Source organism: Amycolatopsis sp. cmx-11-12 (assembly GCF_046269425.1).
Taxonomy (GTDB): Bacteria; Actinomycetota; Actinomycetes; order Mycobacteriales; family Pseudonocardiaceae; genus Amycolatopsis.
This window is the reverse complement of record NZ_JADNQM010000030.1, coordinates 70,633-84,673: the sequence shown is the minus strand read 5'-3', so window position 1 is coordinate 84,673 and position 14,041 is coordinate 70,633. Positions and strand designations below refer to the sequence as shown.

General features: G+C 67.4%; 14 protein-coding genes. 10 read left to right on the top strand and 4 right to left on the bottom strand.

What is annotated here, in order from left to right; genetic code table 11:
* Positions 1-80 precede the first annotated feature (80 nt).
* The 6 genes from ACLARN_RS32515 to ACLARN_RS32490 all read left to right on the top strand — a co-directional run bounded on the left by ACLARN_RS32515 (position 81) and on the right by ACLARN_RS32490 (position 6,690).
* Positions 81-1,622, top strand: coding sequence for an ABC transporter substrate-binding protein (locus ACLARN_RS32515; protein ID WP_409495290.1), 1,542 nt, complete (start codon positions 81-83; stop codon positions 1,620-1,622).
* Positions 1,623-1,708: 86 nt separating this feature from the next.
* Positions 1,709-2,710: an ABC transporter permease gene (locus tag ACLARN_RS32510; protein WP_409495289.1), complete on the top strand. Its 1,002-nt coding sequence runs from the start codon at positions 1,709-1,711 to the stop codon at positions 2,708-2,710.
* Entirely contained in the window at positions 2,707-3,642 is a 936-nt protein-coding gene (locus tag ACLARN_RS32505) for an ABC transporter permease (protein ID WP_409495288.1), read from the top strand. Before ACLARN_RS32510 ends, ACLARN_RS32505 begins: the two co-directional genes overlap by 4 nt.
* Before the next feature lie 6 nt (positions 3,643-3,648).
* Positions 3,649-4,644 carry an ABC transporter ATP-binding protein gene (locus tag ACLARN_RS32500; protein WP_409495287.1) on the top strand — a complete coding sequence of 332 codons (996 nt, stop codon included), beginning with the start codon at positions 3,649-3,651 and terminating at the stop codon, positions 4,642-4,644.
* Positions 4,641-5,759 (top strand): ABC transporter ATP-binding protein, encoded by a 1,119-nt coding sequence (locus ACLARN_RS32495; RefSeq protein WP_409495286.1) that lies wholly within the window; start codon positions 4,641-4,643, stop codon positions 5,757-5,759. The genes ACLARN_RS32500 and ACLARN_RS32495 overlap by 4 nt, the downstream gene beginning before the upstream one ends.
* 289 nt (positions 5,760-6,048) lie before the next feature.
* Positions 6,049-6,690 carry an SDR family oxidoreductase gene (locus tag ACLARN_RS32490; RefSeq protein ID WP_409495285.1) on the top strand — a complete coding sequence of 214 codons (642 nt, stop codon included), beginning with the start codon at positions 6,049-6,051 and terminating at the stop codon, positions 6,688-6,690.
* Here the strand turns inward: ACLARN_RS32490 and ACLARN_RS32485 are convergent.
* The gene (locus ACLARN_RS32485; protein ID WP_409495284.1) at positions 6,683-7,246 is read right to left on the bottom strand and encodes a CGNR zinc finger domain-containing protein; all 564 of its coding nucleotides are present in this window, start codon (positions 7,244-7,246) and stop codon (positions 6,683-6,685) included. The genes ACLARN_RS32490 and ACLARN_RS32485 overlap by 8 nt on opposite strands.
* A 224-nt stretch (positions 7,247-7,470) precedes the next feature.
* On the opposite strand from ACLARN_RS32485, the gene erm reads away from it, so the two are divergent.
* Positions 7,471-8,268: a 23S ribosomal RNA methyltransferase Erm gene (erm, locus tag ACLARN_RS32480; protein WP_409495283.1), complete on the top strand. Its 798-nt coding sequence runs from the start codon at positions 7,471-7,473 to the stop codon at positions 8,266-8,268.
* On the opposite strand, the gene ACLARN_RS32475 is transcribed toward erm, so the two are convergent.
* Positions 8,171-9,094 carry an EamA family transporter gene (locus tag ACLARN_RS32475; protein WP_409495282.1) on the bottom strand — a complete coding sequence of 308 codons (924 nt, stop codon included), beginning with the start codon at positions 9,092-9,094 and terminating at the stop codon, positions 8,171-8,173. The genes erm and ACLARN_RS32475 overlap by 98 nt on opposite strands.
* Before the next feature lie 87 nt (positions 9,095-9,181).
* On the opposite strand from ACLARN_RS32475, the gene ACLARN_RS32470 reads away from it, so the two are divergent.
* The gene (locus ACLARN_RS32470; RefSeq protein WP_409495281.1) at positions 9,182-10,120 is read left to right on the top strand and encodes a LysR family transcriptional regulator; all 939 of its coding nucleotides are present in this window, start codon (positions 9,182-9,184) and stop codon (positions 10,118-10,120) included.
* On the opposite strand, the gene ACLARN_RS32465 is transcribed toward ACLARN_RS32470, so the two are convergent.
* Positions 10,077-10,682, bottom strand: coding sequence for a TetR/AcrR family transcriptional regulator (locus ACLARN_RS32465; protein WP_409495280.1), 606 nt, complete (start codon positions 10,680-10,682; stop codon positions 10,077-10,079). The genes ACLARN_RS32470 and ACLARN_RS32465 overlap by 44 nt on opposite strands.
* Before the next feature lie 58 nt (positions 10,683-10,740).
* On the opposite strand from ACLARN_RS32465, the gene ACLARN_RS32460 reads away from it, so the two are divergent.
* Entirely contained in the window at positions 10,741-11,367 is a 627-nt protein-coding gene (locus tag ACLARN_RS32460; RefSeq protein WP_409495279.1) for a peroxiredoxin-like family protein, read from the top strand.
* Between the two features lie 301 nt (positions 11,368-11,668).
* Here the strand turns inward: ACLARN_RS32460 and leuA are convergent, their stop codons facing one another.
* Complete coding sequence (gene leuA / locus ACLARN_RS32455) at positions 11,669-13,426, bottom strand: 2-isopropylmalate synthase (protein ID WP_409495278.1); 1,758 nt, start codon at positions 13,424-13,426, stop codon at positions 11,669-11,671.
* Positions 13,427-13,670: 244 nt separating this feature from the next.
* On the opposite strand from leuA, the gene ACLARN_RS32450 reads away from it, so the two are divergent.
* Positions 13,671-14,036 (top strand): hypothetical protein, encoded by a 366-nt coding sequence (locus tag ACLARN_RS32450; RefSeq protein ID WP_409495277.1) that lies wholly within the window; start codon positions 13,671-13,673, stop codon positions 14,034-14,036.
* The last annotated feature ends 5 nt before the right edge of the window (positions 14,037-14,041 follow it).

The window sequence follows — 14,041 nt, the reverse complement described above, 5'->3', positions numbered from 1 at the left end:
CCGGCGCACTCGCGGTCTCCATTTCCGCTTGTGCCGATTCGAAGCGTGAAGAAGGCGCAGGGGGTGGCTCGGGAGGCACCATGGTCTTCGGCGCCGCCGGTAACCCGAAGACGTTCGACCCGCTTTTCAACGACGACGGTGAGACCTTCCGCATCATCCGCCAGGTGATGGACACCCTGGTCATGAACAAGGCGGGCACCGCGGACCTCGAGCCGGGCCTGGCGGAGAAGTGGGAAGGCAGCAACGAAGGCAAGACGTGGACCTTCTCCCTCAAGAAGGGCGTGAAGTTCCACGACGGCACCCCGTTCAACGCCGAAGCGGTCTGCTTCAACTTCAACCGCATGTTCAACATGAAGGGCGCCGCCGCCCAGAGCCAGATGATCTACTACGGCGACGTCTTCGAGGGCTTCGCGAAGAACGAGGGTGACGCTTCCGGCGCCCCGGTGTTCAAGGACTGCCAGGTCAAGGACGAGTCGACCGCCGTCCTGAACCTGAACAAGGCCAAGGGCGCCTTCCCGGCGGCCTTCACGCTGCCGTCGTTCTCCATGCAGAGCCCGGACGCGCTGAAGAAGTACAACGCGGACAACGTCACCCAGAGCGGTGACTCGTTCCAGTACCCCGAGTACGCGCTGCAGCACCCGACCGGCACCGGCCCGTTCAAGTTCGACAGCTGGGACCAGGCCAAGGGTGAGATCACGCTGTCCAAGGCGACCGACTCCCCGACCCAGACGGCCAAGCTCGACAAGCTGGTCTTCAAGGTCATCCCGGACGAGAACGCCCGCAAGCAGGCGCTGAAGGCCGGCGACATCCAGGGCTACGACTACCCGTCGCCCGCGGACTACGGCCTGCTGCGCAACGACGGCGAGCAGGTACTCATCCGCCCGTCGTTCAACATCCTGTACCTGGGTATCAACCAGAAGAACAACCCGAAGCTGAAGGACATCAACGTCCGCAAGGCGCTGGCTTACGGCCTCAACCGCGAGCAGTTCGTGAAGTCGAAGCTCCCCGAGGGCGCCGAGACCGCGACCCAGTTCGTGCCGAAGGCGATCGACGGCTACAACGAGAACGTCACGAAGTACCCGTACGACCTTCAGAAGGCGAAAGACCTGCTGAAGGCAGCCGGCGCCGAGGGTATGACGCTGAAGTTCTACTACCCGACCGAGGTCACCCGGCCGTACATGCCGAACCCGGCGGACATCTTCACCTCGCTGTCCGAGGACATGAAGGCCATGGGCATCAAGGTCGAGCCGATCGCCAAGCCGTGGAACGGTGGCTACAAGGACGACGTCCAGAAGGCGGGCAAGCAGGACGTGCACCTGCTCGGCTGGACCGGTGACTACAACGACGCCGGTAACTTCGTGGGTACCTTCTTCGGCCGCGAGAAGCCGGAGTTCGGCTTCAACAACGCCGAGCTCTTCAACGCCATCTCCGCCGCGGACGCCGCGCCCGCCGGTGAGACGCACACCAAGGCGTACCAGGAAGCGAACCAGAAGATCATGGAATACCTGCCCGCCATCCCCATCTCCTACGGCCCCCCGGCGATCGTCGTCGGACCGAAGGTGAAGGGCCTGGTGGCCAGCCCGCTGACCGACGAGCGTTTCTACACCGTCACGGTCAACTGATCCACCACCACTGAGCCACCAGGGGGTGGGCGCTACCGCGCCTGCCCCCTGTGGTCCATTCCCGGGCTGGCAACAAAGGAACGCACGTGCTCCGTTTTCTCGTGCGTCGGCTGCTACAAGCGATACCGACGCTCTTGATCCTGTCCATTTTGATCTTCGCCTGGCTCCGGTCACTGCCCGGTGGCCCCGCCGGCGCCCTCCTGGGTGACAAGGCGACCCCGGAGAAGATCGCCGACCTGAACAAGCTCCTCGGCCTCGACGATCCGATTTTCGTCCAGTACTTCAAATTCCTCGGCCGGGCCATCACCGGCGATTTCGGCAACTCGCTGGTCTCCGCCCAGCCGGTCATGTCGGAGATCGGGAACTTCCTTCCCGCCACTCTCGAACTCGGCTTCTGCGCGATGCTCATCGCGGTGGGCCTCGGTATCCCGTTCGGCTACCTGGCCGCCCGCTTCCACGGCGGGGCCGTCGACAACGTCATCATCGTGCTCTCGCTGATCGGCGTCGCCGTGCCGGTGTTCTTCCTCGGCTACATGATGCAGGACGCGCTGGCCGCCCCGCTGGGACTTCCCTCACAGGGCCGTCAGATGGCGGGCCTCGACGCCACCACGGTCACCGGGTTCGCGGTCCTCGACGGCATCATCACCCAGGAATGGGACGCCGCCTGGGACGCGATCACCCACCTGATCCTCCCGGCGTTCGCGCTGGCCACGATTCCGCTCGCGGTCATCGTCCGGATCACCCGGGCTTCGGTGCTGGACGTGCTGAACGAGGACTTCATCCGCACGGCCAACTCGAAGGGCCTGACCCAGCCGGTCGTCCGGCGCCGTCACGTGCTCCGCAACGGCCTGCTGCCGGTGGTCACCGTCATCGGTCTCCAGACCGGCGCGCTCCTCGGTGGCGCCGTGCTGACCGAGCGGGTGTTCAACTTCCGCGGTCTCGGCTTCCTGCTCGCCGAAGGCATCGAACGGCGTGACTACCCGCGTCTGCAGGCGCTGCTGCTGTTCGGCGCGCTGGTCTACGTGCTGGTGAACATGCTGGTCGACGTCTCGTACGGGCTCATCGACCCGAGGGTGCGTGTCCGATGAACACATTGCTGAACAAGAAGAAAGAGCCGATCGACAAGCTCGCCGCGTCGTCGGCGAAGGGGCACAGCCTCGGTGGCGAGGCGATCCGCCGGATGCTGCGGAGCCCGGTGGCGATCGCCGGCGGCGTGATCACCTTCCTGTTCCTGCTGCTGGCGATTCTGGCGCCGTTCATCGCGCCGAAGGACCCCTACGAGCGGTACCTGCAGAGCGAGGTCATCCTCGGCCAGGGCATCATCCCCGGCGCACAGGCCGGTTTCCCGCTCGGTGTCGACGACTTCGGCCGCGACTACCTTTCCCGGCTGCTGGTCGGCGCGCAGAACACACTGCTGGTCGGTGTGCTCGCCACCATCATCGGCGTCGTGGTCGGCATGATCATCGGCGGCCTCGCCGGTGCCTTCGGCGGCTGGGTCGACACCGTGCTGATGCGGCTGGTCGACGTCATGCTGTCGGTGCCGTCACTGCTGCTCGCGATCTCGGTCGCCGCGCTGTTCCAGAAGCCGAGCCAGTGGACCGTGATCGTGGCCGTGTCGATGGTCGGCGTGCCGATCTTCGCGCGATTGCTGCGCGGTTCGATGCTGGCGCAGAGAAACAGTGACCACGTGCTCGCGGCGACGTCGCTCGGCGTCAAACGCGGGGCGATCGTGTTGCGGCACATGCTGCCCAACTCGCTCGGCCCGCTCATCGTGCAGGCCACGCTGACGCTGGCGACCGCGATCCTCGAGGCGGCCGCGCTGTCGTTCCTCGGTCTCGGCGACCCGGACCCGAACCGGGCGGAATGGGGCATCATGCTGAGCCGCAGCGCTCGGCAGTTCCTCGACATCCGCCCCGAGCTGGCGTACTACCCGGCCATCGCGATCATCATCGTCGCGCTCGGGTTCACGCTGCTCGGCGAGTCACTGCGGGAAGCCCTCGATCCGAAGAACAGGCGGTGATCTTTCATGGCTCTCCTTGAAGTACGCGACCTCAAGGTCGTTTTCCAGCGACGCGGCGAGAAGCCGTTCACCGCGGTGGACGAGATCAGTTTCGACGTCGAACCCGGCCAGACGGTCGGCCTGGTCGGCGAATCCGGCTGCGGCAAATCCGTGACGTCACTGGCGATCATGCGGTTGCTCGCGAAGCGCGGCAACCACGTCAGCGGCTCGGTGTCGTTCGAAGGCACTGATCTGCTTCGCCTGTCGGACAAGGAAATGCGGGACCGCCGGGGTCGTGACCTCGGCATGGTCTTCCAGGACCCGCTGTCCTCGCTGAACCCGGTCATCCCGATCGGCCTGCAGATCACCGAGGTGCTGGAACGGCACCGCGGGATGTCGCGCAAGGCGGCGTCGGTGGAAGCGACGGAACTGCTGGACAAGGTCGGCATCCCCGACCCGTCGCGGCGGCTTTCCGAGTACCCGCACCAGCTTTCCGGCGGGATGCGGCAGCGCGCGCTGATCGCGATCGCGCTGGCGTGCCGTCCGCGGCTGCTCATCGCCGACGAGCCGACCACCGCGCTCGACGTGACGATCCAGGCGCAGATCCTCGCGCTGTTGCGGGAACTGGTGCAGGACACCGGGACCGCGCTGATCATGATCACGCACGACCTCGGTGTCGTCGCCGGTCTCTGCGACGAGGTCAACGTGCTCTACGGCGGCAAGATCGTCGAGCGCGCCGAACGGCACGCGCTGTTCGCCGAGCCGCGGCACCCGTACACGCACGGCCTGCTCGCCTCGATCCCGCGTCTCGACGCGGGTCGCGGCGAGAAACTGATCCCCATCAAGGGATCCGTCGCCGACAACATCCCGTGGGACGGCGGTTGCGCCTTCGCGCCCCGCTGCCCGAACGCTCTCGGCGTGTGCCGGGAGGTTTCACCGCAGCTGACCCCCGATCGCGGTGGGCTGCTGCGCTGCCACAACCCGGTGATCCCGGCCGTGGCCGCACAAGGAGGGGCACGATGACCTCAGTGGTACCGACGCAGGAAGTGCTGCTCGAGGTCAACGACCTCAAGGTGCACTTCCCGATCAAACGCGGCATCGTCGTCGACCGCACGGTCGGGCACGTGTACGCCGTCGACGGCGTCGACCTGGCCATCCGCAAGGGCGAGACTTATGGCCTTGTCGGGGAGTCCGGCTGCGGGAAGTCCACTTTGGGCAGGGCGATCCTCCGGCTGACCGAGTTGACGAACGGCAACGTCGTCTTCGACGGCACGGACATCGCCGGGCTCAAGGGCGAGGCCCTGCGCAAGGCGCGCCGCCGGATGCAGATGGTCTTCCAGGACCCGATGTCCTCTTTGGACCCTCGGCAGTCGGTGGAATCCATTCTGCTGGAAGGAATGAAGGCGCACGGCCTCGACAAGGACAAGGAAGCGACCGCCACGCGGCTGCGCGAACTCCTGTCCGCCGTCGGTCTTCCGGAGTCCTCGCTGCGGAAGTACCCGCACGAGTTCTCCGGCGGTCAGCGTCAGCGCATCGGCATCGCTCGGGCACTGGCCGTCGAGCCGGACCTGATCGTCGCCGACGAACCGGTGTCCGCGCTGGACGTCTCGGTGCAGGCGCAGGTGGTCAACCTGCTGGAAGACCTCCAGGAGAAACTCGGCCTCACGTACCTGGTGATCGCGCACGACCTCGCGGTGGTGCGGCACATCTCCGACCGCATCGGCGTGATGTACCTCGGCTCGCTGGTCGAGGAAGCCGACGCCGACGCGCTGTACGAGAACCCGCTGCACCCGTACACGCGGGCGCTGCTTTCGGCGATCCCCGTGCCGGACCCGACGGTGGAGGACACCCGGGAGCAGATCCTGCTCGCCGGTGACCTTCCCTCGCCGGCGCGGCCGCCGTCCGGCTGCCGTTTCCACACGCGGTGCCCGTGGAAGCAGCAGAGCCTGTGCGACACCGACCGCCCGCAGCTGCGGGAGATCGGCGCGGGGCACCGGGTCGCCTGCCACTACGCGGAGGACATCCGCGACGGGCGGATCCAGCGGCACGAGGTCAAGGCGGAACTCGTCGATGCCGGGGATCTGAATCCTGACATCGGCGGTCTGCCGGACGTCGGCTCGGCGGCCGAGATCCTCTAGTTCCTTTCGCGGAAGTACATGAAGGCCCCCTTCCTTGCGCTAGGCGCAAGGAAGGGGGCCTTCCTTGCGTCGCCTTCAGGTGGCTGAACGCGGTCTGGGGTGACTCGCGGACGCCAGGCATCGCGCGCGACCATGTCGCGAAAGCCACTTTCGGGACATCACACGTCCCGAAAGTGGCTTTCGCGACACGCGCGGTCCCGTCAGCGAGGCGCCAAGCCCCGCAAGTAGGTGACTAATTGCGGCGGGCGCGACCAGGCAAAACCGGCCGCTTTCGGGCAGACTCGGTGTCATGCGGGTCACAGTGCTGGGTGCTTCGGGGCGGACGGGGATTCACGTGGTCCGGCTTCTGCGGGGGCGGGGACATCAGGTGCGGGCGGGGTTGCGCAGCCGCCGCCGCGCCGAGGAGGTCGCCGGTCTCGGTGTGGAAACCGTGGTCGCGGACGTCACCGCCGACGCGGAAGACCTCGTCGAGGCCCTCGCCGGTTCCGAGGTGGTGATCAGTGCGATCGGCGCGCCCGATCCGGATCAGGCGTCGGTGGACCTCGTCGATCGCGACGGCGTGATCACCGCGATCCGTGCCGCGGAGAAGGCGGGTGTCTCGCGGTTCGTGCAGTTGTCCGCGCAGTTCGCCGATTCGCCGGATCAGGGCGATCGCCTGGTGCGCTCGATCCTGATGGCGAAGCAGATCTCCGACAGCATCCTCCGCCGCTCCAGCCTGAACTGGACGATCGTCCGCCCCGGCACGCTCACCGACGACAAGCCGAGCGGCCACGTCAAGATCGCCGGTCACCTCGAACCGGGCCGTATCTCCCGAGCCGACGTCGCCGCCGTCATGGTCGCGACCCTCGAAGAACCTTTGGCCGAGAACCAGGGTTTCGACGTCATCGGCGGCGACATCCCGATCCCGTCGGCGTTGGCCTCGTTCAGCTGAGCGCCTTCTTCCGCTCCCGCGACGCCCGCAGGTTCACGACATTCCCGCAGGTCTTCACGTCGTGCCAGACTCCGCTGTTGTTGCGCGAGACGTCGTAGAACGCCGAACGGCAGCCGTCGAGACGGCACAGTTTCAGCCGCGGCCAGATCCCGGACTGCTGCGCGAGCAGCGTCTCCGTCCACAGCGCCGAGGTGAGCCACTGCCGCCCGATGCCCGACGGGAACAGCCGGACGACGCCGTCCCGCAGGACCAGGTCCGCCTTCGCCGGCTTCACGGCCGAAGCGTCGCCGTCGTCGACGAGCCCTACGAACGACTCCCGAAGGTCGCGAAGCGCGCGAAGGTCGCCGTCGGCCAGCGTGATCTCGGGCACGTCGGAGTCTCGAGTCCGCGACCACTCGCCCAGTGCCTCGGCCGCCCAAGGCCGTGCGAGGTCGGCTTCGCTCAGCAGGTCGAGGCCGTGCGTCTTGATCGCCTTCGTGTTGAGGAAGTCCTGAACGAGCGCCAGCCCCGAGGGTGCGGTGCGCGACCGGTACCGGTCCGTCGCGGTCCATGACATAGATCAAGCGTACTTGACTCTGTCGCCGCGCGACTCCTGCTGAAAACCGTTGGCGAGAGTGCTCCGGCCGGGGTAGTTTCGCCGCCATGTGTGCTGCCGCCTTCACCAGGACCCGCCGCGTCTAGCGGCGGATTCCACGCATCCAGCAAGGAACCGTCGCCCGAGCGAGTCATCGCCGGGCCTGCTTCAGGCTGCCCGGCTCACCTCGAAGCCGCGGAGATCCCTTGCGCACACAGCGTCCTGGCCGTCATGAACTCGGCCAGAACTTCCTCATCGACCGGAACACCATCGAAACCGTCGTGGAGCTCGCCGCCGCCACTGGCGGGCCCATCGTCGAGATCGGCGCGGGCGACGGCGCGCTGACCGTCCCGTTGCAGCGGCTGGGCAGGCGCCTGACCGCCATCGAACTCGACGACCGGCGCGCCGCCCGGCTCGCGGGCCGGGTCCAGCCGCCGACGGAGATCGTCACCGCGGACTTCCTGCGGCACCCCCTCCCGGCGACGCCGCATGTGCTGGTCGGCAATCTGCCGTTCCATCTGACCACCGCGACGCTGCGCCGCGTCCTGCGCGCTCCCGGCTGGACCGAGGCCGTGCTGCTCGTGCAATGGGAGGTGGCGCGCCGCCGCGCGGGTGTCGGCGGCGCGACCATGATGACCGCGCAGTGGTGGCCGTGGTTCGACTTCCGGCTGGTCACGAGGGTCCCGGCGACGGCGTTCCGTCCCCGGCCCGGCGTCGACGGCGGGCTGCTGACCATGACCCGGCGGACGTCTCCGCTCGTCGAGCACCGCGACCGCTATCAGGAGTTCGTGCGGCGGGTGTTCACCGGCCGGGGCCGGGGAATCGCGGAGATCCTCGGCGCGTCCCGCGAGACCCGGCGCTGGCTTCAGGAGGAGCGGATCCCGCCCACCGCCTTGCCCAAAAACCTCACCGCACGCCAGTGGGCTGAGGTGTTTCGGCTTCAGGGAGGAAGTCCGGCTCGCGCACGCGGCGTTTCGTCGAACCGAACAGCACCCCGCCGATGACGACCGCCGCCGCGACGACTTCGAGCAGCGAAGGCCGCTCGTCGAGCACGAGGAACGCCATCGACAGCCCGACCACCGGCACCAGCAGGGAGAACGGCGCGACCACGCCAGCCGGATTACGGCGCATCAGCGACGTCCAGATCCCGGAGCCGACGATAGTGCCGAACAGCACGACGTAGGCGAGCCCGCCGAGGCCGATCAGCCCGGTCGGGGTACCCAGTGTGGTCAACGAGTGGCCGATCTCCGCCGGGCCCTCCATGGCCAGTGACAGCGCGAACATCGGCAGCGGCGGCACCACGGACATCCAGAGGACGAAGTTCAGCGGGTTGTCCGGTGCCGCCTGCCGCGTGCTCAGGTTGCCGAACGCCCAGCTCAGCGCGCCGAGCAGGGTCAGGATCACCGGCAGCAGGGCGGCGTTGCCCGCCTGCTGCCAGGCGATCGTCGCCATCCCGGCGACGGCGAGCAGGATCCCGGCCAGCTGCCGCCTGGAGACGCGTTCCCGCAGGAAGACGGCGCCGAGCAGGACGGTGAACGGGGCCGAAGCCTGAAGTACCAGCGACGCGAGGCCGGTCGGCATGCCGGTGTCCATCGCGATGAAGAGGAACGCGAACTGCCCGGTGCCGAAGCCCAGTCCGTAGCCGAGCAGGTGGCGGATCTTCACCTTCGGCCACGGCACGAACAGGAGCGTCGGGATCGCGATGACCGCGAAGCGCAGGCCACCGGCGAAGACGGGAGGGAACTGCCCGAGGGTGGCGTGGATGGCGAGGAAGTTGCAGCCCCAGAGGACGGCGACGAGCAGGGCGAGCAAACGGTCGCGGGCGGGCATACGTTCACTCTTACGGGGGCATATCGTGAAGGACAAGCGACAATATTTTCAGTGACCGTTCAGTTTCGCTTCACATATGCTGGCGGCATGGACATCGGCCGGTTGCGGACCCTGCGGGAGTTCGCCGATCGCGGCAGCGTGACGGCGGCCGCCAAGGCACTGCACTGCACCCCGTCCGCGGTTTCCCAGCAGCTCCGCGCCTTGCAGGGCGACGTCGGGCTCGCGCTGACGGAACCGGCGGGCCGGGGTCTCCGGCTGACCGACGCGGGCCGCGCGCTGGTCGCCCGCGCGGACGACGTGCTCGCCGCGCTCGACCGCGCGGAGTCCGAATTGGACACTTACCGCAGCGCCCCGCGCGGCCGGGTCCGGGTGGCGATCTTCCAGTCGGCCGGGCTGATGCTGCTGCCGGGGTTGCTGCGCCGGACGGCGGAATTCGAGGGGCTGGACGTCATCGTGCGCGACGTCGACATGACCCCGCCGGAGGTTCCCGGGCTCGTCGCGGATTACGACATCGTGGTCGCGCACCGGGACGAGCACGCGCCGTCACTCGGTTCTGAGCGGCTGGAGACGCGGCATCTGCTGCGCGAACCGCTCGACGTCGCGCTTCCCACGGGGCATCGGCTCGCGAAGCGGCGCCGGATCGAACTCGCCGAACTGGCCGACGAACGCTGGATCAGCGTCAACGCCGGGTTCCCGGTCGACGACATCCTCCAGTCGCTGATCATCCGCACCGGTGTGCGCCCGCAGGTCGTCCAGCGCATCAACGATTTCCGCATCACCGAACGGCTCGTCGCCGCCGGGCACGGGATCGCGCTGCTCCCTCGGTACACAATGGACACTCGGCGGGGCAGCGGCCTGGTCTGCCGTCCGATCGCCGGGATCAAGGCGGCGCGGCATGTGGAAGCGGTCTGCCGGCTCGGCGCGTCCTCACGGCCCGCGGTGGCGAAGGTGCTCGACGCGCTCGCCGACGAGGTCGCCGCGCTCACCGGCGAGCGTGACTCTTCAGGTGGTCCAGCGCGATCTTGAGCGCGTCGGCGATCGGCGTGATGTCGTGCCGCAGATGCGCCATCAGCAGGCCGCCCTGTACACACGCCATCGCGGCCTGCGCGAGCCTGGCCGGGTCGGCGTCTTCGGCGAGCTTTCCCTGTTCCCGCAACGACTTCAATCCGCGTTCGAGATGTGATTCCCACTCGCGATAGGCGTTGTCGAGCAGCGGCCCGATCTTCGGGTCGTCCCCGAGTTCGCCGGCGAGGTTGCCGAGGGGGCAGGCGATCGGGCCCTTGGGGGTCGTCTGGATGGTCAGGATCTCCTGGGCCCACTGGTCGAAATCGGCCCAGTCGCGCAGTTCGAAGATGGTCGGCTGGTTGCCGAGGATGTTCTCCAGGAAACGCGCGATGACCGCCTCGACGAGCTGATCCTTGTTCTTGAAGTAGTGGTACATCTGCGATTTCCCGGCCCCGCTCGCCGCGAGGACCTTGTCGACGCTCGTCCCGGCGACGCCGTTGACGTACATCAGTTCCGCCGCCGCGTCGACGATCGCGTCCCGCGTCAGCCGTCCGCGAGGTGTCTTCGCCGGTTGACCATCCATGTACCGAATAGTACAGTCGGACACACTGTACCGATCAGTACAACCCAGGGAGCTGATGATGGGGGATCTCGACACCGACCTCGCCGAGCTGCGAGGATCCGTCGCGAGCCACGTTCCGGCGGAGATCGCCGAAGTGCTCAAGGCCGACCGCGAGAAGTTCGTCGGGACGGTCGTCGAAGCGGCCGCGAAGCCGGGGACGGCGATGCCGGACCTCACACTGCCGGACGCGAACGGCGCCAAGGTCCAGGTCGCCGAGGGGTCCGCCGTCGTGGTGTTCTACCGCGGCGCGTGGTGCCCGTACTGCAACCTCGCGCTGCGCGCGTATCAGCGGGAAGTGTTGCCGGAACTGGAGAATCTCGGAGTGAAGCTGATCGCGATCAGCCCGCAGCTCCCGGACGAGTCGCTGTCCACAAAGGATCTGGAGTTCACCGTGCTGTCCGACGTGGGCAACGAACTCGGACGCGCGCTCGGCATCACGTTCCGGCTGGCCCCGGAGACGAAGCCGGCGTTCGACACGCTCATCGGCGACGTCGAGAAGATCAACGGCGAGCCGGAGTGGGAACTGCCGTACCCGACCGTCCTGGTCGTGGACCGCGACGGCGTCATCCGCTACATCGACGTGCACCCGGACTACACCACCCGCACCGACCCGGCCGACGTCCTGGCCGCGGTGAAGGCCCTCTAACCGGCGCAAGTAGTCACCTAGTTGCGCGTGATCCTGCTTGCTTGGCGTGGGGTTTCGTTCCTCAGACGGAGATCTCGCGTGATCAGACGGCGGTTACGCGTGATCAGACGGAGATCTTCCGTAACCTCTGTCCAGTCACGCGTGATCTCCGTCCAATCACGGGAGATCGCCGTCCAGTCACGGGTAAGACCTGCGGGATCACGCGACACTAGCCGCGGTGGTGCGGGCGACCTACGTGAGATGAAGGGGCCTTTCATAGCAAAATTTGCTATGAAAGGCCCCTTCATCTCAATCGAGCGAGCTAGCGGTGGGCCCGGTTCACGGCCGAGACGACGGCCCGCAGCGAAGCGGTCACGATCGACGGGTCGATCCCGATGCCCCAGTAAACCCGGTCGGAGATCGCGCACTCGATGTACGAAGCCGCCCGGGCGTCGTCGCCCGGCGAGAGCGTGTGCTCGCTGTAGTCCAGCAGCCGCAGGTCGAAGCCGACGGTCGACAGCGCGTCGAAGAACGCCGCGATCGGGCCGTTCCCGCGTCCGGTGACCTCGTGCTCGTCACCCTCGACCCGCACGGTGGCGGTGATGTCGTACTCGCCGTCCCCGTTGTCCCTGACGTGCTGGCGGACCAGTTCCAGCGGCGACTTCAGCTCCAGGTACTCGGCCGAGAACGCGTTCCACATCGTGGCCGGGTCGACTTCGCCGCCCTCGGTGTCGGTGTGGCGCTGGACGACCTTCGAGAACTCGATCTGCAAGCGCCGCGGCAGGTCGAGCTGGTGCTCGGCCTTCATGATGTAGGCGACGCCGCCCTTGCCGGACTGCGAGTTCACCCGGATCACGGCCTCGTAGTTGCGGCCGATGTCCTTCGGGTCGATCGGCAGGTACGGGACCTCCCACGGGTGCTCGTCTACCGGGGTCCCCGCCTTGTCGGCGGCGGCCTTCAGCGCGTCGAGGCCCTTGTTGATCGCGTCCTGGTGGCTGCCGGAGAAGGCGGTGAACACCAGGTCACCGGCCCACGGGCTGCGTTCGTGCACCGGCAGCTGGTTGCAGTATTCGACGGTCCGCTTGATCTCGTCCATGTCGGAGAAGTCGATCTGTGGGTCGACGCCCTGGCTGTAGAGGTTCATGCCCAGCGCGACCAGGTCGACGTTGCCGGTGCGCTCGCCGTTGCCGAACAGGCAGCCTTCGATCCGGTCCGCGCCGGCCTGGTAGCCGAGTTCGGCGGCGGCGATGCCGGTGCCGCGGTCGTTGTGCGGGTGCAGCGACAGGATCACCGAGTCACGGCGCTCCAGGTTGCGGTGCATCCACTCGATCGAGTCGGCGTAGATGTTCGGCGACGCCATCTCGACTGTGGCGGGCAGGTTCAGGATTGCCGGCTTCTCCGGCGTCGGCTGCCAGATCTCGGTGACCGTGTTGCAGACCTCGAGCGCGTAGGACAGCTCGGTGCCGGTGTAGGACTCCGGCGAGTACTGGAAGCGGAAGTCGGTGTCCGGCTGCTTCGCCGCGTACTCGACGACCAGTTCGGCCGCCTGCGAAGCGATCTTCGTGATGCCGATCCGCTCTTCGCGGAACACCACGCGACGCTGCAGGATCGACGTCGAGTTGTAGATGTGGACGATCGCGCGCGGCGCCCCTTCGAGGGCTTTGAAGGTGCGCTCGATCAGCTCGGGACGGCACTGGGTCAGCACCTGGATGCTGACGTCCTCCGGGATGGCGCCTTCGTCGATGATCTCGCGGACGAAGTCGAAATCGGTCTGCGACGCCGCCGGGAAGCCGACCTCGATCTCCTTGTAGCCCATGCGGACCAGCAGGTCGAAGAACTTGCGCTTGCGCGCGGGCGACATCGGGTCGATCAGGGCCTGGTTGCCGTCACGCAGGTCGACCGCGCACCACAGCGGGGCGGTGTCGATGCGCTTGTCCGGCCAGGTGCGGTCGGGCAGGTCGATGTTCTCGACCAGGTCGTACCAGGGGCGATAGCGGTGGACGGGCATCGAAGTGCCGCGCTGGGTGTTCCAAGAAGCCTGCTCGGACGCCGCCGGGCGCGTGGGCTTGCGAATGCTCATGAGGGGACGGTTCTCCTGAAGAATCGGGTGCGACGACCGGCACCACGAAGCCCCGCGACGGGGAGCCGGTCAGATCAGGCCCCGTCGCGGCAGCGAAGCAGGAGAGCTCGAGCCACGACGCCACCTTAACCGCGAGATCTCTCGAAAGGAAACCCGGGCCGCGATCGAACCGTGACCAGAGTGGCGCCCATTCGGGTTACTCGCGGGTAGCAATCGGACCAGGGAGCGTGCCACACTGCCCGGCATGGGCGAGCACGCTGAAGAGAAGGAAACCGCTGATCAGGAGACCAAGCGCAAGGTCGACTGGCGCGCGGGCGGTGGCCGCGCGGCTGGAGTGCTGGCGAGCGTGGTCCGCTGGGTCGGCCTGATCTTCGCCGCGATCCTGGTGCTGCACGTCGTCTTCGTGATCGGCGAGGCGAACCCGGACAACGGCATCGTCTCGTTCGTCCGCGGCTGGGCCGACGGGCTGCTTTTGGGCTTCAAGGACCTCTTCATGCCCGCCGACGCCAAACTCCGCGTGCTGATCAACTACGGCATCGCGGCCATCTTCTGGATGGTGGTCACGGGAATTCTCGCCAAGATCATCCGGCGTCTCGGCGGTTCCGCCTAGCCTTC